Source organism: Candidatus Hydrogenedentota bacterium (assembly GCA_035450225.1).
Taxonomy (GTDB): domain Bacteria; phylum Hydrogenedentota; class Hydrogenedentia; order Hydrogenedentales; family SLHB01; genus DSVR01.
In genome coordinates this window covers 12,838-33,077 of the sequence record DAOTMJ010000043.1, presented here as the reverse complement: position 1 = coordinate 33,077, position 20,240 = coordinate 12,838, and the positions used below count along the sequence as shown (strand labels likewise).

At 59.1% G+C, this 20,240-nt stretch carries 15 protein-coding genes; 8 read left to right on the top strand and 7 right to left on the bottom strand.

Features of this window, described 5'->3' with window-relative positions:
• Positions 1–86: 86 nt before the first annotated feature.
• From P5540_16835 to fdnG, 4 genes are read right to left on the bottom strand one after another with little or no spacing between them, the layout of a single operon-like run.
• On the bottom strand, positions 87–908 hold the full coding sequence (locus P5540_16835; protein HRT66484.1) for a formate dehydrogenase accessory protein FdhE: 822 nt from the start codon (positions 906–908) through the stop codon (positions 87–89).
• The gene (gene nrfD, locus P5540_16830) at positions 905–2,275 is read right to left on the bottom strand and encodes a polysulfide reductase NrfD (protein HRT66483.1); all 1,371 of its coding nucleotides are present in this window, start codon (positions 2,273–2,275) and stop codon (positions 905–907) included. The genes P5540_16835 and nrfD overlap by 4 nt, the downstream gene beginning before the upstream one ends.
• 3 nt (positions 2,276–2,278) lie before the next feature.
• Complete coding sequence (locus P5540_16825; GenBank protein ID HRT66482.1) at positions 2,279–3,160, bottom strand: 4Fe-4S dicluster domain-containing protein; 882 nt, start codon at positions 3,158–3,160, stop codon at positions 2,279–2,281.
• Positions 3,157–6,267: a formate dehydrogenase-N subunit alpha gene (gene fdnG / locus P5540_16820; GenBank protein HRT66481.1), complete on the bottom strand. Its 3,111-nt coding sequence runs from the start codon at positions 6,265–6,267 to the stop codon at positions 3,157–3,159. Before fdnG ends, P5540_16825 begins: the two co-directional genes overlap by 4 nt.
• A 472-nt stretch (positions 6,268–6,739) precedes the next feature.
• Between fdnG and P5540_16815 the strand changes: the two genes are divergently transcribed.
• From P5540_16815 to P5540_16785, 7 genes are all read left to right on the top strand, one after another.
• On the top strand, positions 6,740–7,306 hold the full coding sequence (locus tag P5540_16815; protein HRT66480.1) for a sigma-70 family RNA polymerase sigma factor: 567 nt from the start codon (positions 6,740–6,742) through the stop codon (positions 7,304–7,306).
• The gene (locus P5540_16810) at positions 7,303–7,926 is read left to right on the top strand and encodes a hypothetical protein (GenBank protein HRT66479.1); all 624 of its coding nucleotides are present in this window, start codon (positions 7,303–7,305) and stop codon (positions 7,924–7,926) included. The genes P5540_16815 and P5540_16810 overlap by 4 nt, the downstream gene beginning before the upstream one ends.
• Positions 7,923–8,627 (top strand): hypothetical protein, encoded by a 705-nt coding sequence (locus tag P5540_16805; GenBank protein HRT66478.1) that lies wholly within the window; start codon positions 7,923–7,925, stop codon positions 8,625–8,627. The genes P5540_16810 and P5540_16805 overlap by 4 nt, the downstream gene beginning before the upstream one ends.
• A gap of 157 nt (positions 8,628–8,784) precedes the next feature.
• On the top strand, positions 8,785–9,501 hold the full coding sequence (locus P5540_16800) for a DUF434 domain-containing protein (GenBank protein ID HRT66477.1): 717 nt from the start codon (positions 8,785–8,787) through the stop codon (positions 9,499–9,501).
• A gap of 365 nt (positions 9,502–9,866) precedes the next feature.
• Positions 9,867–11,969: a PBP1A family penicillin-binding protein gene (locus tag P5540_16795; GenBank protein HRT66476.1), complete on the top strand. Its 2,103-nt coding sequence runs from the start codon at positions 9,867–9,869 to the stop codon at positions 11,967–11,969.
• The gene (locus P5540_16790; protein HRT66475.1) at positions 11,956–12,705 is read left to right on the top strand and encodes a hypothetical protein; all 750 of its coding nucleotides are present in this window, start codon (positions 11,956–11,958) and stop codon (positions 12,703–12,705) included. The genes P5540_16795 and P5540_16790 overlap by 14 nt, the downstream gene beginning before the upstream one ends.
• Positions 12,706–12,817: 112 nt before the next feature.
• A complete protein-coding gene (locus P5540_16785) occupies positions 12,818–13,606 on the top strand; it encodes an amidohydrolase family protein (GenBank protein HRT66474.1) in 789 nt (262 codons plus the stop codon).
• Between the two features lie 8 nt (positions 13,607–13,614).
• Here the strand turns inward: P5540_16785 and P5540_16780 are convergent, their stop codons facing one another.
• The 3 genes from P5540_16780 to P5540_16770 form a co-directional block, all read right to left on the bottom strand.
• A complete protein-coding gene (locus P5540_16780; GenBank protein ID HRT66473.1) occupies positions 13,615–16,158 on the bottom strand; it encodes a DUF4838 domain-containing protein in 2,544 nt (847 codons plus the stop codon).
• Between the two features lie 315 nt (positions 16,159–16,473).
• The gene (locus tag P5540_16775; protein HRT66472.1) at positions 16,474–17,376 is read right to left on the bottom strand and encodes an AEC family transporter; all 903 of its coding nucleotides are present in this window, start codon (positions 17,374–17,376) and stop codon (positions 16,474–16,476) included.
• Positions 17,376–18,764 carry a diguanylate cyclase gene (locus P5540_16770; protein HRT66471.1) on the bottom strand — a complete coding sequence of 463 codons (1,389 nt, stop codon included), beginning with the start codon at positions 18,762–18,764 and terminating at the stop codon, positions 17,376–17,378. Before P5540_16770 ends, P5540_16775 begins: the two co-directional genes overlap by 1 nt.
• A gap of 167 nt (positions 18,765–18,931) precedes the next feature.
• Between P5540_16770 and lepB the strand changes: the two genes are divergently transcribed.
• Positions 18,932–20,185 carry a signal peptidase I gene (gene lepB, locus P5540_16765; protein ID HRT66470.1) on the top strand — a complete coding sequence of 418 codons (1,254 nt, stop codon included), beginning with the start codon at positions 18,932–18,934 and terminating at the stop codon, positions 20,183–20,185.
• The last annotated feature ends 55 nt before the right edge of the window (positions 20,186–20,240 follow it).

Below are 20,240 nucleotides of genomic sequence, written 5' to 3'. Positions count from 1 at the left end.
CCCCCAAAGCCTTACGGGACAAGCCTGCCCAAAAACGAATTACTCAACTTCCGTTTCAACAAGATGCATGAAATTCACCTCTGTATTCAGTTGAGCGCGACGTACGGCATGCCGCGCCGGAAGCCTTCTTTTTCGGCAATCAAATCGAGATAGAGCGTCTCCACCGATTCGACCAAGGGCAAAACCGGCGCTGATCGGGCATCCACGGTTTTCAGATAGCCGCCGCAACTTTCGCATCCTTCAATCCATCGGGCCGCGGCATCGGCGTCCCTGACGGTTTCCAAAATCCCCGCTTTTCCGCAAAACGGGCATTGTAGGCGCGGATAGCCCCGCCTCGATCCGCACAGCGAACAGGCCAGTTCCCGGTGTCCGTCGTCGCCGCAGATCAACGCGAGACCTGGCGGCGATCCACAGGACGGGCATTTGCCTTCCCGTGGGGCATCGGTTTCGAGCGTTTTGGTGGTTGCTTCCTGAACCGCCCGAAATACATACGGCGCTCCGCACGCGCGCCCAAAGAAGAGGGCGGCTTCCCCGGAAACGCTCCGCCGGGCCGCCCACTCGTTCAAGCGATTCGAATCGGGACTGAACATGGCGATGTCGGCCAGCAAAGGCAATTCGTCAGGAACGGCCCTCATTCGATCAAGGTCCGCCGCCGCCGCCGTGCCTTCGTTCAGGGAGCCGGCCATCTCGTCCAGAATGCCGGCCATTGCGGTCGGATTGTACGGGAGCATGCCGGCGGCGACGGGTGCGCCGTGAAAACAATCGCCCGATAGCGCGTCGCATACCGCCGTTTGGGCACGGTACAAGGCCCTGCGGAGCGCCAAGTAACCCGAAGGAACATGGCCGAGCGAGGCAAGCCGCTCCAGTCCATCCGCGTTCCGTTTCCAGCATTCGCGCATGTCGTTCATGCGCGCTCGTAGGAACGTTGCGCCTTGGGCAGAATGGGCAGCAGTTTCACGCCGGTTGCGAAGAAAAACACCGCCGCCGCGATCAGCGAGAGGGAAAGCACCCACTCGATAAGACTGGGATAATAGGTTCCGACCAGTCCGCCGGGCTGTGTGCCCGGCAGGTTCATGCCGAGCAGTACGACATTGAGCCGGTTGAACACGACGCCGCCGAGCGCCAGCAATGCGCCGCAAAGCAGCAATACGCGCTGTTTTCGGAACGCCTCGAAGGAAAGCAGCACCAACGGCACGATGCCGCCCACGACAATTTCGACAATGAAGAGGATATGGCGGTAGTCCGCGCCGCGCGCCGCGCCGCCCCAGCCGAAATCGCCGCTATGCCCCGCGGCAACCGCCGCATGGCCCGCACCCGCGAAAAGGGCGGCGAACTGGCCGCGATATACAATGTCCGCGAAACGCAGCGCGAGGTAAACGCCGAGCACGCCCCACAGGATTTTTCCCATGCCGGCCAGCATGTTCCACTGGTAGGGCCGCCGGAAGAAGTACGAGATCAGCACATCCATCAACATGACCAGCGCGAAGCCCGAAACCACCGCCGAGAAAAAGAAAAGAACCGGCATCGCGGGCGACCACCAGAACGCGCTCAGTTTGTCGCGCATGAGCAGGAAGATCGAACCCAGCGACGACTGATGCATCGTGGACAAGGTGACGGCCGCGACGATCAGAATAATCGGCACGCCGGTTTCCCGGTGCGAGTCGCGGGTCAAATGGGCGACCGCCGTGAATATGACCAATGCGAGCGCCGCCATGGCCAGGCTGTGCGACATCAGAAAAACGAAGACCGACAGCGCGGCCACCGTGTACACCGGCGACCACACCCGCCACAGGTCGTGAAGTTTTTGCCATTTGAAGCGCTCGAACAGCGTGGGGGCGAATTCAAGCGCCAGTATTGTTACATACAGACCGACGCACCACGACACTTCATACATGGCGGAGTGTTCCGGCCGCTGGAGAATCAGGTGATAGAAATTCCAGGGCCGTCCAAGGTCGGCCAACAGCGTGACCACGACGAACGAATAACTCAGGAATCCCATCCATACTGCCGGGCGCGCCAGGGGGTGATATTCGCGGGCCATGAACACATAGACAAGACCGGCTGTCGCAAAAGCGCCGCCTGCCAGCGCAATCCATACCAAGTCAAATACGATCCACAGTCCCCAGGGGTAGTTGTCGCTCAGATTGGTCGTTACGCCGAGTCCATAAGCGAATCGCGCCACGAAGGCGGCGGCGCCCGCCACCATGAGCAGCGCAAGCAGAACAAGCCGCCACGTGACAAGCCGGGCCGGAACAATTTCGTGTTCGTGATGCATGGTTTACTCCTTTTCAGCCGGGGCAGGCGCCTCGGCCAGTTTTATCTTGCGTTGTTGAAGCATGTATACAGCAGTCAACAGGGCGCCAAGGCCCATGGCCGCGGGGGCCACAAGGCTCAGCGCAATTGACGAGTATTCGGGCGGCGCATGCGTGCCGAGATCGTGCCGGAATCCGGCTTTTTCGAACGGTACCGCCGCTAAGTACAGAAACGAAGTGCCGCCCACTTCGTGTTCGCCGTAGACGTGCTGCACGTACCGATCCGGCATGGCCCGGACCCGTTCCCATGCCGTCTTCAGCAGATCGTCGCGATTACCGAACCGAAGCGCCCCCGTCGTGCATGCCTTCACACAGGCCGGCGTTTTTCCGCTGGCGGCGTAGCGTTCGCGCGCCTCGGCCGCCACCGGCTGGCCGTTCAAGTCGGCGATTTCCATGTGGCCGGTGATACGGTCGAAGCACATCGTGCATTTTCGTATGACCGGCGTGAGCGAGTCCCAATCCGCAGTCGGAACGCCGAATGGGCACGCCCACACGCAATATCGGCATCCCATGCACTTGTTGCTGTCGTAAATTACCGGGCCTTCCGCCGTCTTGCGCAGCGCCGTGACCGGACAGGCCGACACACAGGACGGCTCCTCGCAGTGCATGCACTGGCGCTTGGCGAAGACCCGCTTGAATCCACCGGGCGCCGTGGGTTCGGCGATTTCGCGAAAACTTACCATCGTGTAGGTATGCGACGACAGTGAAAGGGGATTCTGGTATCCCGTGTCGCGGCCTTCGATATGGGTGCGTTCCGCCGGCAAACCGTTCCACTGCTTGCAGGAAACTTGACAGGAACGGCACCCGATGCACTTCGTTGTATCCACTAAAACGGCCAGGCTCATCATGCTCTCCTTGTAGCGGACAATTCGGGAACCGTCCGCAGGGTCTTGCCGTGGGCTTTTTCAATGTTGACGAGGAATGTCTTGGTTTCGGGGATCATTGTGTTGGCGTCGCCGATGTTCGGCGTGAGTAGATTGGCGCTGTCGCCGGAATTCGGCGTTTTCCATCCGAAGCACCACGGCATGCCCACCGTATGCACGGTCTTGCCCATGATGGTCATCGGCTTGAAGCGTTTGGTGGGAATCGCGACCGCCAGCACTGTGCCGCGCGCGCTCTTCACCTCGACCACATCGCCGGCCCGGATGCCCTTTTCTTCAGCCAGTGTTTCGCTCATTTCGACGAACATCTGCGGCTGCAATTCAAGCAACCATGGGCAATTCCGGGTCATGACGCCGGTCTGCCAGTGTTCGGTGAGGCGGTACGTGCTGGCGACAATCGGGAATTCGGCTCCTCCCGGCTCGGCCCGCTTGTCCATGGGACCCTTGAATACCTTGCAGGCCGGGTTGAACGGTTGCCCGTTGAAGGGGTTGTTGTCAATGGGCGACTCGAAGGGTTCGTAATGCTCCGGAAACGGCCCGTCCTCAAGTTTCATCGTCCACAGCCGCCCCACGCCTTCCTCGTTCATGATGAAAGGCAGTTTGCCGCCGGCTTGCGCCATCGGGGGAATCGTTGCGGGCGCATCCACCACGTCCCCCGTCCATTTCCCCGCATCGGCATCCCACGCAATCACCGGCACGCGCGGATTGTACGGCACGCCGTTCACGTCCACCGAGGCCCGATTGTACAGGATGCGCCGGTTGACCGGCCACGACCATGCCCAATCCGGGTGCAGCCCGATGCCCGATGTTTCACGCACGCGCTTCTTCGATTTGTTTTGGCCGTCCTGCGTGAACGAGCCGGCATAGATCCAGCAGCCGCTCGATGTGGTTCCATCGGCCTGAAGCATCGCGAAACTGGGCACGAGTTCGCCTTTCTTGTAACTCTTGCCGTCGGCCAGCGTCACATCCGCCAAGAACTGGCCGTTAATGTCCTTTGCAATGGCCTCGGCGTCAATCTCACCGTCGTGGAGATATTCGTCCCAACGGAGGTTCAGAATCGGTTCGGGGCATTGGCCGCCCTCGGATGCGTACAGTTTCCTCAATTCGGCGAAAATCAGATTCATGATATCGCCGTCGGGCCGTGCGTCGCCCGGCGCATCGGCGCCCTTGTAACGCCACTGCATCCACCGCCCGCTGTTGGTGATGCTGCCCTGTTTTTCGATCGAAGCCGCTGCCGGCAGGACAAAGACCTCTGTCTTGATGTTTGAAGGGGGAATACCAAGACTGGCATCTTCCCAGAACCATCCGGTTTCGTTCGGGAAGATGTTGACGTTGACAAGCCAGTCCAATTTGGCCAGCGCCTGCCGGGTCTTGTTCGAGTTGGCGCCGCTGCACGCGGGATTCATGCCCCAGGCGAACATGCCGCGGATTTCTCCCTCGTGGATCTTGTCGAATATCTGGAGCCACGAGTAGTTGACGCCGTCGTCTACTTTCGGAAGCCATGCGTATCCGAAATCATTTTCCGGCGTGGCGTTGTCGCCGAACATGGACTTGAGGAAACTTGTCATGTACTTTGGCGTGTTGCCCCACCAGTTGACGCTCGATGCGCCCAGCGTGGCCGGCGTATTGGTCTTGTTGTAGTTTTCGAGCGCCGGAAGCGAGGCCGCCGGCGTCTTCAGATAGCCGGGAAGGATATGAAACAGCAAGCCGTGATCGGTCGAACCTTGGACGTTCGACTCGCCGCGCATGGCGTTGACGCCGCCGCCCGCCACGCCGATGTTGCCCAGCAGCAACTGAATGACGGCCATGGCGCGAATGTTTTGCACACCCACCGTGTGTTGGGTCCAGCCCATGGCGTACATGATGGTGCCGGCGCGATCGGGCCGGTGCGTGGAGGCATACGTTTCGTAGACTCGTTCAAGGTCCGCCACGGGTGTTCCGGTGACCTTCGACACGGTTTCCATATCGTACCGCGCATAATGCTTCTTGAGCAATTGGTATACGCAACGCGGATCTTGGAGCGTCATGTCCCGCTGGGGTTCGGTGGGTGTCCCCTCGGCCAGTTTATAGGTCCATTTCGATTTGTCGTATTTGCGCTTTTCCGGATCGTATGCGTTGAACAGCCCCGAAGCCTCGTCGAACGAGTAATCGTCGCTCACGATGAACGATGCATTCGTATAATTCAGCACGTAGTCGCGCTGGATGAGATCCTTGTCGAGAATGTATTTGATCATACCGCCCAAGAAGGCGATGTCGGTGCCCGAACGCAGCGGCGCGTATACGTCCGCGACACAAGCTGTCCGTGTGAAACGCGGATCCACGCAAACCAACTTGGCCCCGTTCTCTTTGGCCTTCATGACCCAGTGCATCGAAATGGGATGGTTCGCGCCCGGATTGGAGCCCATGGCGAGGATGACGTCGCTGTTTTTCAGGTCAATCCAGTGATTGGTCATCGCGCCGCGGCCATAGGTGGCCGCCAGACTCGGCACCGTCGAGGAATGGCAAAGCCGCGCCTGATGCTCGATGTAGACAAGTCCCAGGCCGCGGACGAATTTCTGATACAGCCAGCATTCCTCGTTGTCCAGCGCCGCACTGCCCAACGAGGCGATGGCGGTCGTTCGATTGACCACCTGATCCTTCGCGTTGCGCTCGGTGAACGAGGCGTCGCGGGTATCCTTGATCAATCGGGCGATGCGCTGCGCCGCCGTGGCCCAATCCACTTCCTCGAAACGGTCCGAGCCCGGCTTGCGATGCAGCACTTTCTTGAGACGGTTTTCGTTGTTGCACATCTGGTACAACGAAGCGCCCTTCGCGCACAGCGTCCCCTCGTTGATGGGGTGATCCGCGTCGCCCTCCACATTGATGGCCACCCATCGTCCGTCGCGTTGTTCCGACGACACCACCGCGGAACAGCCACACCCGCAATAAGGGCAAATGGTCGTGGTCTGGCGGCCCCTCGTGATCCGCGCCGTACGGCTTTCGGCGAACGACAGTGCAGGCGAGAGGTCAATCCCCAGAAAACCCAATAAACCGCCGCTGCCCACCAGAAATTGCCGTCTGGATACTTCCGACATTCCCTCCTCCTTATCCGTATTTTTCCCGTTAAAATTGAGAGTGGTTTCCGTAATTTTCACGACAAGAAGCATATTCTTGCGTACTTTCTACTGATTCCCATCGCAGAAAGTGAATGAATTATGCCATGAACTTTTCAAAATTACAAGTATTTTGTTTTTGCAATGTGAAATATTTCACGATAAAGAATTGAATAAATTAGATTATTTATGCGGCTGGACAGGGTTTAAATGCGAATATTGAACTGTTTAGCCGGTTGCCGCTTATAGGCATTTTTGCCGTGGCGGAGGCCCGGTAAAAAAGAATTTGAATGCGGAATGCAATGTTTGGAATCCTGTCGTCTTCATGCATTTCCGGGGCGTTAGCAAGGGAGATGTACTCGTGTCCGTTTGCGTGCTTGCGCGTTGCAAGGGCGTTTCGTAGGATGGTGTGGAACTTTTTGACAGGGGGTGTGTTGGATTTGAGTGGAAAAGCGTGAACGACGATTCGGATTGGAACACGGTAGCACAGGCCCAAGCGGGCGACGAGACGGCCTTTGCCGAACTTGTTCGCCGGTATGAGCATCGTATTGTGCAATTTTGTTACCGGATGACGGGATCCGCGCAGGACGCCGAAGATCTCGCGCAGGAAAGTTTCATCCGGTTGTATCGGCATTTGCATCGTCTGACGCCGAAGGCGAAATTTTCGACGTTGCTGTACGGCATAGCGCGAAACTTGGCGTTGAACGCCGTGCGGGATGCGGGACGGCGTGCCCGTATGATCGCACCGCCGCCGGACAACGCCCGCGATATCCGAAGCGGCGATAGGCGTCCGGACGAGTGGGCGCATTTGAAGGAACTCGACGCGATGATACATGAAGGATTGCAGGCCTTGTCACCGGCGCACCGGGAAATCTTGGTGCTACGGGAATTCAACGGTCTCGATTACGACGCGATTGCCCGAATAATCCGGTGCCGGAAAGGCACGGTTCGCAGCCGGTTGGCGCGCGCGCGCGAACAATTGCGCATACGCATCGAGCAAGCCGGAGGAAAGGCGGTATGAAACGACACCCTTCGTGGGAGGCGTGGTCGGCTTGGGTGGACGGTGAGTCCGACCGTGCCGAAGAGATGCGGCGGCACCTCGAAACGTGTCCTGCCTGCACGGAACAGGTCGAGGCGATCCGGAGGCTTTCATCCGATTTGCAGCGCCTGCCCGCGCTTGACGTGCATCCCGCCTTTGCGGCGAGAGTCATGGCGCGCGCCAAGGAAACCCGGATCCAATGGCCCCAACCGTGGTGGCGCCGTTTTGCCATTCCCATGGCGTTGACGGCCTCTTTCTTGTTGCTGGTCGGTGTGGCGATCCCTTGGCGGCTGCTTTCCACCGGAGACGACACGCCGTCAAACGGTTCGTCGTTTGCGGCCGGCCGCCTGGCGGAGGCCTTGATGGACTTCACGGAAGAAGCCGCATCCGACAGCGAAGTCTGGGATCTCGCCATGTTGGACAGCATTACCCCTGATGATTTGCTGGCGGAGGTTGCGCAGACGGATTCATTTGCCCAATGTGCGGTGTTATTGGATGAGGAAGCGGATTTGGATGGTCTTATGACCTCGCTTGACGACGGGGAACTGGCGGCGTTTCAACATCTTGTCCGCGAATATGGCCGGGAGAATCGGATTTTATGAAACAAACGGGAAGAGTGGTGTTGGGCATGGCGATGGCTGTCGGGATTTTTTGTTGGGCAGCATGGGCGCAACCTCCCGCGCCGCCCAATCCGCCGCCAACCGGACCGGGCGGTCCCATGACGGCGCCGCCTCTTCCGCCGCCGCGCGGTCCTGAAGCGCCTCCCCCCGCCGATGCCAATAGCGCCAAACAATTGGTCCAGGAAATCCTCACGGCGCGTCTGGCGCGCGAACTGGCGTTGAGCGACGAGCAAACGGTCATCATGCTCAAGCGCTTTACGGAATACCGGGCACAACTGGAGGCGTTCCGAAAAGAACGCCAAGAACTTACAAAAGCCCTGCGGGCAAGCATTGCCGCGAAAGAACCGGAAAGCCAGATCGAAACCCGGCTGAAGGCGTTGGCCGAACTGGACGGTAAAGTCGTTGAGTACAAGCGAAGCCTTTACGATAGCGCTTCGGAAGGATTGACCGTCGCGCAACGCGCGAAACTGTATGTATTTCTGAGCGATTTTGAAAACGACATGCGGAAATTGATTCAGAAGGCGCGCGAACAGGCGGGCCAACGTTCTTTAAATCGCTGGGCCGGCCCGCCCCCGGATGGCGGCCCGCCGCATTCCGCACAGCCTCCCCGTGGCATACGCAATCGGCAGGGTCCACCCGGAATGATGCCTCCGCCGGAACCGCCCAACAATCCTCCCCAATGAGGGACGGAAAACCGATTTGGCATGCACGCCCGTTGCGATGTAAAATAGCGCCTGTGGCATCTCATGGCGGCAGGGGGCCCGTTGTGATGGATGCCCGCGTGGCCGGTAACATATCAAGCCGCACGTTTTTTGTGCGAATCGGAGAGACAGACGCAACATGCCACATCGCCAGCAACACCGCGGAAAACACCCGGAGGACAACAAACTCTTTGCGGATGACTGCCTGCCCGTGCTTCGCGAGGCCGTCGCGGATCTTTCACTGTTTTTAAGCAAGGGCTATCCTCCCGACCCCTCCCTTGCGCTCGTGGGCGATCATTTCCAACTGGATATCCGTCAACGGCGGGCCGTGGGGCGCGCGGCCTGTTCGGACGAGGCCATCGAACGCCGGAAAGCGCACCGTGTGCCGGTTGAAACGCTCAAAGGCTCGCGGGTGATCATTGACGGCTATAATTTTCTCATCATGATCGAAAGCCTGTTGGGCGGCGGCATTTTGATCCGCGGACGCGACGGCTGCGTGCGCGATCTGGCCAGCATACATGGGTCGTATCGTTACGTCGAGGAGACCGTGCCGGCCATTGATTTGGCGGGCCGTGTGTTGCGCTTGTTCGGTGTGGGCCATGCGGAATGGCTTTTGGATGCGCCCGTGTCGAACAGTGGCCGGCTCAAGTCCCTTCTGTTGGATCAGGCGGCCGAACGGGGCTGGGCGTGGGATGCCCGCCTGTCCCGCAATGTGGATGCCGTGCTTGCCCAAAGCCGGGAAATCGTTGTGACGTCCGACGGCTGGATCCTGGATCGCGCCCAGCGATGGGTCAATCTGGCCGATCACCTGGTCGAAAGACTCAAACAACCTGTTCGCATTCTGAATTTGGCCTGAGATTGCGCGAAAAATCTCCAGGTAAACGAATCGGTGGTCTTTTCGTTCCTGTGAATAACCGGGTGTGCGGTCGGTCCGGCATGACGTTTACAAAACCTTGGTTGCCAAGACGATTGGGGACGAGCCCGGAACAATGACACGAGGTCCATGCGCGCCTGCAACTTTCGGACGGATAAAAAGCATTGACTACGTGTGTTTGCGTTGCCGATGTGGCGCGCGAGGCGCACAAGGAAATAACGTTCCGATTCCATGCTTTGCGGCATGGGCGAACGGCGTGTTACTCTGAGTCCATGTCTATCGAATCCATATCCGGTCCGCAAAAGGACAATGAGGAATTCATACCCCGAAGGCGGGGGTGCGGATGGTTGTTTGTTTTGTTTTTCCTGTTCGTGGGCGCGGGGTGGGGCGCGGCCTTGGCCGGACTTGCCTGGCTGCTGCAAGACAGCAAGAAGACCATCGAAACGCTGGAAACGTACATTCCGGAGGCCAACAGTCGTGTTTACGACGCCAAGGGCGAGATCCTGGGCGAACTTACATCGGGCAAGGAGCACCGGCAACTGGTCGGATTGAACCAGGTGCCGCTGTACATGCAAAAGGCGATTGTCGCAACGGAAGACAACACGTTTTACGAGCATCGCGGCGTGAGCCTATTCGCCTTTCTGAATATCGTCCGGTACAAATTGACGACCGGACGCACACGCGGCGCCAGCACGATCACGATGCAGGTGGCGCGGTTGGTCGAACCGCTCGAGGTTGGACGCGAGCGCACGACCGCGCGCAAACTCCGGGAAGTGCTGACCTCGCTGCGGATTGAACAACAGTTTACCAAGGACGAAATCCTCGAACTGTATCTGAACCTGACGTTCTTTGGCGGGCGCGCCAGCGGCGTGCAGGCGGCGGCGCAACAGTATTTTGCCCGGGACTGCTGGGACCTTACGCTGGGAGAGTGCGCCATGCTGGCAAGCCTTCCCCGTTCGCCCAACACGATCAACCCCTTCAAAAACATGGCCAGCGCGCGCCAGCATCGGGACATTGTTCTGGGACAGATGTTGGAAAACCGGTTCATTTCGCAGGAAGAATACGACGCGGCCATCCGCGAGGATCTCGACGAGCAGGTCATAACCCCCGAAGAGCGCAAACAACTGGCCGCGGAAGGAAAAGGTCTTTGGCAGGCCAACAAATTCAAGGCCCCGTATTTTGTCGAGGAAGTCCGTCAACGGCTTCTGACGGAAGAGGGCAAGAGCGACGTGTTCGGCGAGGGTCTCGAAATTCATACGACCCTCGATATGCGGCTGCAACGCGCCGCCGAGGAGATTTTGCTGAAAGCGCTGGATGCGTTCGACGAGAAAAAACGCGCCGCGCTCAAGCGGGCCGGGCAGGAAGACGATTTTGTGCCGGTGTCCGGCGCGCTGGTTTGCATTGACAATCGTCCCGGCTGCCAGGGGTATGTTCGGGCCATGGTCGGCGGGCGCGATTTCGACAAGGAAAAATACAACACGGCGACACAGGCGCGGCGTCAGCCGGGTTCGAGTATCAAACCGTTCGTGTGGACGGTTGCCATCATGAACGGCATGACTCCGTCGAGCATTATGGTGGATGAACCGTTCGTGCGCACGGATCCTTGGGGCAACACATGGGCCCCCAAAAACTTCGACGGGGAATTTCAAGGGCCGGTGACACTCCGCACCGCGCTGCAGAAATCCATCAACGTCATATCGGCGAAACTGACCGAGCGATTCACCATGCCGGCCGTCCGATCGGTCTTGCAACGGGCCGGCATTCGAACACCCATCGAAAACGCGGTCGGATTGACCATTGCCTTGGGATCGACGGAGGTCACGGTGCTGGATCATTGCGTGGCGTATTCGACCCTGGCCAACGGCGGCGTGCGATATGATCCCGTTTTGATCACCGAGGTCAAGAATCGCGACGGCCTCACGTTGTACGACGGCCGCCGCCGCGCCACTCGGGAACAGGTCATCGATCCGAATGTCGCCTATGTGATGGTTCACATGATGAAGGGGGTGTGCCAGTTCGGGACCGGCGCCAATACCCAAGCCCAGTGGGAAAAGGCGGAACCGGGGCGTCCACGTGCAGGCAAGACGGGCACCAGCAACCGAAGCCGGAACGCATGGTTTTGCGGGTTCACCACGGATTACACGTGCGTGGTATGGATTGGTTATCGCGACAATCGTTCGTTGGGCGAGGGCAAGGAATTTACCGGTGGCCGCCTTGCGAATCCGGTCTGGACCGATTTCATGATTGTGGCCGAGGAAGGGCTGCCGGCGAGGGATTTTGAAAAACCCAACGGCGTTGTGTTCTATAATGTGGACAGGAACACGGGATTGGCCGGCGGCACATTTCAGGAAGCGTTCGTGCGAGGAACCCAGCCGCCGCAGGAAATGATCATTCCCGACGATCGCCCGGGTTTAGGGCAGACGGATACGAGGCTCCTTGAATTGTTTTGATTGCGATATGGCGTATGGCCGGGGCGCGGTGGCGCTCCCGCGAGAAGTCGAAACCGCCGATGATCTGATTGAGGAAATGGACCACAGCGGGATTGACGAGGCCTTGGTATGGCATCGCGATTGCCTTGAACGCGATTTTAATGCCGGCAACCGGCGTCTGGATGAAATTGACGCTTACCAACGGCTGCACCGGACCATGACCTTTGTGCCGACGTGTTGCGACGAAATGCCCAGCGCGGAAGATTTCGTGAAAGAGGCCCGCGCCCACGGGGTCCGCGCGTTTCGCGCCTTTCCCACGACGCACCAATTTTCGCTCGATCCCGTGTCCTGCGGCGACCTGCTGGATTTGTTTTCGGCCTGCGGGACCCCGCTGTTGATACCGCTGGCGGAGGTGCCCGGAGGCTGGGAAGGCCTTTACCGGCTTTTGCGTTATTTTCCGCGCCTGCCGTTGATTGTGACCGAAACCGGGTGTTGGGGGCAGGATCGCTATTTTCGGCCCTTGATGAAAGCCTATCCTCGTTTTTTCATCAGCATGAACCGCCTTGAGACGGCCGGTCAAATCAAGAGCATCGTGGATCGCGTCGGGTTCAAGCATCTCGTGTTCGGTTCCGGCTTGCCGCGCAATTACCCCGGCGGATATGTGTTGAGTCTCAACCGGGCCGACATCAGCGAGGAGGCGCGCGCGGCCATCGCGCGGGGCAATCTCGAACGTTTGCTCAAGGAGGCGGCTTGGTGAACGGAAATTCAGGGACAGACTACGAATTTTCCCGAGGCGCAACAATTACTGACGGCGGCGAAAAGAGGGGGGAAATTCGTAGTCTGTCCCTGAATTTTAAGGAGTGCGTCTGGTGAGCCTCGGGGATCTTCTGGTAAACGGCGAACCGATCCGGTTCATTGACATGCACGGGCATCTTGGCCCCTTCAACGGCATCTATCTGCCCGACGCCATGATCGATCGCATGATTGCCGGCATGGATCGCATGGGCATGGAGTGTCTCGTTCTTTCGCCGCACAGCGCGCTGGCCGGCGACACCCGCGAGGGTAACCGCGAAATGCTCGACGCCGTTCAGCGGTTTCCCGGTCGCATTTACGGGTACTGCACGATAAATCCCAATTTTCCGGCCGACATGGCATCCGAAATGGACGCGTATCTTGGCCGGCCTGGGGTGGCGGGCATCAAGATTCACCCGGCCATGCATGCGTGTCCCGTTACCGACGACCGTTACACGCCCATGTGGGAACGCGCCCATGCCGAACGCCTCTTGGTCCTGTCGCATACGTGGGGAAACGACGGCGGCTGCGGCGCAAGCGACATGCGAAAGATTGCCGAGCGGTATCCGGACGTTCGGTTGCTTCTGGGACATTCCTGTTACGGGGCGTGGCGCGAAGCCATCGCGCTGGCCGCCGAATTTCCAAACGTCTATCTTGAACTTACCGCCGCCTATCATGTTTATGGGCTGATCGAATGGATGTGCCGCGACGCGGGATCGAAAAAGGTCCTTTTCGGCAGCGATTATCCATGGTTCGATCCGATGGCGCCCGTCGGTTGCGTGGCTTTTGCCCGCATCACGCAAGACGAAATGCAGGACATCCTTTACGACAATGCGCGCCGTCTGCTCGACGAGCAATTGAAATAGCCGGGCGCCTATTCCGCCGCCTCGATTTCCTCGTGGAATGCCTTCACATGCGGCGCGCCGGCTTCGGCAAAATGCGTGACGCCCTCGCGTTCGACAATCCCGCAAAAACGCGCGTAGGTCCCGTCCGCCTTGGCCAGCGCGGGGCTGCGCTTGCATTTGAGATACATGATCGGCAAGCGCGCCATTTCGACCCGCTGCCGTATGTCTTCGCGGTCGGCGACCGATTCCGCCTTGTCAAACAACCGCTCCGCCTGTATCACGAATTCATCCGAAAAGAGCACATCGTCGGCCTGCAGTCCCAAATGGATGTGCGTATCCGGCGTGAGGCGTCCGTGCAGCAGATCGAAATACGCCCGGACGTATTGCCCCGCGCGTCCGTAGTATCCGTGCATGAAATCGTTGACGGCCTCTTCGACATCGCATTCGGGATTCCACAACAGTTTCGCAAGCACATAGGCGCGCAACTCCGCGAACTCGCCGCCGCGGCTCTGGTACGCGGCCTGTTCCATGATCCCGATGGACTTGTGGTCGCGGAAAAATTGGATATTCGGCTGAAGCACGCGGAAATTGGGGAACGGCATGACGTAGTGGCTGAAGTTGACGACATAGTCCCAGATGTAAATGTGCGGCGCGATGGCGGCCCAGCCGTTCATGTCTTCGACGAATGTTTTGTTTTCCGGGCATTCCGTAAAGGGATGCGCGAAACAGCATTCGATGCTGCAAAACCGCACCACGACGTTCTCGCGCGGCTTGAGGGTCTTGGGCGGCTTGCGCGTGTAGCTGTAGGCAAGGGTGCCGATGAACTTGTTTGGAAATTCCTCCCTGATGTTGTCGGCCACCTGGTTGACGAACCAGATGATGGGGCCGGACTGGCTGCCTTCCGCGTCCACGATGGCCTGGCACTTGTCGCATTCGCAGGGGTTGCCCCAGTCGTTTTGCGAGACGTCGTAAATGAGATACTCCGGTTTTTCCCGCATGACCTGCCTGATCCGCTCGGTCACAATGCGCAGCACGTCTGGATTCGTCAGGCAGAGTTGGGCGTTTTCGGCCGTTCGCCGGCCGTTCAGAAGGCTGTAGTATTCGGGGTGCGACTCGAAGAATTCCTTCGGCGGCATGAGTGGGTAGAACGTGTGGACCGACCAATAGGCTTCGAGGCCGCCGGGCTGTTCACGCCACGTCATGGCGCCGTTGATGCGGTTGTGCGCGGCCCATACCGGATCGAAGGCCTCGAAATAGAAATCGTTGCGCACGCGCACGCCGGGTTTTTCGGCATGGTTCAGACAATAGAAGGCGTAACGATCCCGTTTCGGCGCAACGGTTACTTTCGGTGTGTAGAAGCGCACGCCCAGTTCCCGTTCCAGGAACGACATGACGCCATACATCGCGCCGCGCGCCCCGCCGCCGTCAATGCGGATATTCGGTCCGTCGTTGACATAGACAAATGCCTCGTCGGACATGTCGCCGGACGTGTGGGCGCCGATGGCGATGGCCTTTTCCGGCGTGGACGCGTTGCCGGCGACGATGGGGAGATCGGCGCCGCCCACTTCCTTGATCCAATGCCGAAGTTCATCGGCGGCCCATCGTACCCCTTCGGAAGCATCCATCGGGATGACGATGGCGTAGTCCGTCTTGCCATCGGCGAACAATACCTGTTCGATCCGCTTGCCCACGGTAAAAGGAATTTCCATGATCCGTTCGATGCCTCCCGCCATGGCGGCCTTGATTCGCAGCATGTACTCGCGGTAGGACGCCGTTGCGACAGGCAACGTCATCTCTTCCTTGCGGTTCCAGCCGCCGCTCCACACGATTTTTTCGGGCGCCTGCATGTCCCAACAATCGAGCGTTGCATCCTGAATGAGCGAACCGATTAGATCCCGCGAACGTTTCATGCGTAGGACCGGTGCGCCCGTCGCATCGGAGGTGACGCCGAACAGATCGAGTCGAGCCATCGCCGCCGGATCCGTCGCGGGCAGCAACCGGCAGACAAATTCCCAGCGGTTGCCGTATTGATCGATCTTGATCAGAAGCCGGTTCCGGCCCTGTTTGAGGGCGACGCCAATCATGTCCGCGCCGGCCTTGAGTCCGCGCGGCCCCGGCTTGTCCCATATCTCCTCGCCGTTCAGCCAGACGCGGCAACCGTCGTTGGCGCCAAGCGACAGCACGGCCGGCTGGACCGTTTCCGCCTCGAACTCACAATAGGCATAGGCGACGATGTTTGCATCGGGCGACAATGCCGCCACGAGATCCACAATGTCCTCTGGCGCATCATGCCGCGTCCATGTGCGCGAACCGTCCGGGCCTGTTTCAACTTGGTCCGGAGCCGGCTTGGCCTCTGCCTCGCCGCCGTGCGCTGCCAGAAAATCGGTGTACATGCCCGAACGGCGGACCGCTCCCGCGTCCGTGTCGCCGCCCACCAGCGAAGGAAAGGGACCGCACAACAGCCATTCGCGAAAGCATTGTCCCGAAGGCTCGCCCTTGTATACGGGCGTTTGGCCAAAAGCCGGAGACCATGCGGCGCATACGCCCAGCAGGACGGCAAGCAATGTTTTCATCTGCGTTCTCCTCATGCGAGTGTTGTTTGTGCTGCGATGGACGAAATGGACGAGACGGATCGTATGGACCTCTTGTCGGTCAAAGCGTGTGAATTGATTCGAACAGCCGAAAGTGTAACGCCGAATTCCGATTCGGCCAATCCCCCAATGCCCGTGCCGAATCGGAATTCGGCGCTACGGGCCATTGTGCTGAACTTGTTCGCACGTTCCGGGAGGTCGCTTCGTTGTCCATTTCGTCTATATCGTCCATTGTCCATTCACGACCCCGCGTTTCCGTTCACGGCCTTTGGATTATATCCCGACCGCCCGGCAACGTCACAACGGCAAAAAATCAAGGATATACAAGACGGTGGATACGGTAAACAGGCTGAGAAGAAAAGTCCAGGACACGACGCTTGCGAGAAAGCGGGGCGCCACGTCGAACTGAACACCGTAGGCGGCCATGCCGATGGCCACGGGACCGCCCATTTGCACGATGAAGGCTTTGGCGGCGACGCCTTCCATGCCGGTGAGGATGGCGAAGATCGCGGCGGCCGCCGGTCCGCCAATCAGGCGCACGCCCGACGACACGAACACAGGGACGCTGGTTTCCAGGCGCGTGGCGGCGAGTTGCGCCCCCAGGATGATGAGTTGAACGGGAATTGCGGCGCCGGCGGTCAGGCTGATGGCGCGTTCGACGGCTTCGGGAAAACGCCAGCCGGTCTTCTGAAACACAAGCGCCAAAATGAACGCGTACATCATGGGAAATCGAAACACGCGGCGCAACGCTTCGCCCACGCCATGGTGCGCGCGCTGGGCGAAGTAGATTCCGAGGCTGTTTTGCAGGAAACTGCCGATGACCATGACGACAATCGCGAAGGCCAGTCCTTCCTGGCCGAACGCAAACAAACAGACCGGAAGCCCGAAATTCCCCAGGTTGGGAAACATCGTCATCAGAAACGCGCCGCGCTCGTGGCTGCCGATGCGTAGGAGGCGTGCGAGAACCGTCAACAGCAACGTCATGGCGACGAGGACCAACACGGATGCGGCGGCAATGCGTCCGAACAAGGCCCATTCGATGGGCTTCCGCGAAATGCCGTCGAACACGAGCGCGGGAATCAGCATGTAGATGTTGAGTGACGATAATGTCTTGACGTCGAGGTGCAGGCGCTTGCGGATGAAAAAAGCCACGGCGGCCACAAAGAACACCGGGGTTACGGCAGACAGGATTTCCCGCATCAAGACGCCGGATCGCCGTCCGATCCCGCCACGGACAGGTTATTCTTGCCGAGCGCCTTGGCCCGGTACATGGCGTCGTCCGCGGTGCGAATAAAATCCTTGACGCTTGTTCCGGGGCGATATTCGGCGATGCCGATGCTGAGCGAGGTGCCATGGACCTCGTTTTCCTGGTATTCGGCGCGCAATCGCTCGGCAATCTGGGTGGCGGCTTCGGCGGTTGCATTGGAGGCAATGATGGCGAATTCGTCGCCGCCGCATCGGAACCCGCTGTCGGTATTGGCGCGTATGTTCTTCCGAATGAGACGTCCAAGCGTCTTCAATACGCGGTCGCCCGCTTGATGGCCGAGGGTGTCGTTGCACTTCTTGAAATTGTCCACATCAATGGAAATCATGGTGAGGGGGGCGGCGCCGCTCTTGGCGCGCGAAACGGCGACATCGAGTTCGGTGTTGAACGCCCGCCGGTTGAACAGGCCGGTCAGCGAATCCACCTGGGCGACTTCGACGAGACGCTGTTCGAGGTTTCGCCGTTCGGTTGTGTCCTTGAAGGTCAGGCACACGAGATGCTCGCGCATGACGTTGATGAACGTGAGGCTGACATCCATGAAAACCTTGCGGCCGTCCTGGCCGATCAGGGCCACGTCGCTCAAGGTGCCTTGGCCGTTCTGAGCGCATAGCATCAGGCCGGCATCGAAACGGGCGCGTTCCGATTCGTCCACGAAATTCAGGACGGATTTGCCGGTGAATGCGTCCTCGGATCCGCCCATGAGCCGGCAAAACGCGCCGTTGACCGATGCGATAATACGGCTGGGTTCGTCGAGAATGGCCATCCCGTCCGTATTGTTTTCGAAAAGGCTGCGGTATTTGCTCTCGGCGATAATTTCGGATTCGCGAAGATCCCGTTCGCGAAAGACGCGGAGCAGTTTCGCCTCGAGTTCGCCCTGCTGGAACGGCTTGGCGAGGAAATCCGTGGCCCCGGCGCGGATGACCTTCACAAAGGGGAAATCGTCCGTCTGGCCCGTGATTGCGACGATGTCAATGTACGGCCACTTTTTGTTCACGGCCGCGATAAGGTCTATTCCGTTCAAGCCGGGCATGACCATGTCCGCGATAAGTACGTCAGGCGCTTCGCGTTCGCACGCTTCCATGGCGGCATCGCCGTCCTGAACCACGACGGTTTCGCACTTGAAAAGCATCTTGATCAACTTTTCAAGCACCCGGACCACCGTCGGCTCGTCGTCGGCAATCAAAATTTTACGCCGCGAATGATCCTGATTGTCGGTGCGATGGTTCACCGAGGTCCACCATCGGGACACCGCAGCGTAATGGTCGCGAATCACGCATTCCGCGAGGGGATTGTCGCTTCCGCTTTGTTTACAACAGGGTTCCATCCACCTCTTCCCAACAACTTCCCATGGGAAGTATAGCCAAGTATGCCGGTCGCCGTCAAATGGCTGGTAGGACAATTTTTCGTTGTCTCGTCCTGCCCGTTCGCGGTATAGTTGCGCCTTTACAGGGAAATGGGTGTTCGATAATGGATCGGAAGAAATCGCCTGAAATGACGGATGACGCGGGAATGATGAACTGGCTGTTCGGCGGCGCGGGATTCGAATGGTTCAAGAGCCTAGTTATCGCGGTGGGGTTGGCGCTGATCATACGTTGGATCGTCGCCGAACCGTTTCGGATACCGTCGAGTTCGATGGAGCCGACGCTGCATGGCGATCCTCGAATTATGCGCGGCGACCGTGTGTTCGTCAATAAACTTGTTTACGGCACGCGGTTTCCGTTGAACGGCGTCCGCATCCCGTTCACCAAAACCCGGATTCATTACGCCGACAATCGTATCTGGCGCAACCAGGCCCCGAAACGCTGGGACATCGTTGTGTTCAAGTCCGTCGAACCCGGCGCGATTCACACGACGCTTGTCAAGCGTGTGGTGGGAATGCCCGGCGAGCGGATTCATATCCAGGGCGGCAAAGTGTTTGCCGACGGAAAACCACTCGAACTGCCGCCGGACATGCCGCCGGTACACTACACGGCGCCATGGGGCAACTGTTATGGCGTCGCGACGGACGACGCCCATTCGCTTGTGCCGCCGGACCATTACCTGCTGCTGGGCGACAACAGCGCGCAAAGCCGTGACGGGCGTTTTTTTGGATGGGTTCCCAACGAACGGATTCTCGGGCGTGTTTCCTGCATTTGGTGGCCGATTCCGCGCTGGCGCGATTTCACCGGTTTTTCGGACACGGGATGGTGGCGTATCGTGGTGGGATTCACGAGCCTCCTGCTGGTTTACCGTATTTTCTTAGGGCGATCCTGGTCGGTACATGTGGCTCGGGGCAAAGGCGTGTTTGGCGTGGACCATTTTTTGATCAATCGTTGGGCCTACGGCATACCCGTTCCATTCACGCGATATCGCATTCGCAAGGGCCGCATGCCGAAACGCGGCGAACGGGTGCTGTATCGCACGGGAAAACCGGTGGCGGGATCGCCGGACATGGCGCTTGGATATGTCGCCGGATTGCCGGGAGAACGGGTGCTGATTGAGGACGGTCGCCTGGTTGTCAATGGGCAACCGGTTGAAATACAAGGACTTGTGCTTGAAGAGATCGAAGTTTCCGGGCCTTATGCACGGTCCAAGGCAAAAGAACATTCGGTTGTTCCTGAGGATTGCGTTTTTATCCTGACGGCAGATGGTAATCCGCAGGAACCGTGGGACGGACGGAGGCTGGGATGGACGCCGCATGCCCAACTGGTCGGTCGTGCCGTCGCCATCTGGTGGCCACCCCAACGCTGGCGCCGCTTGCGCTGAACACGTTGGGAAAAACGAATCAGCCTGCCGACATTCCGTGAAACACGGTGTTATT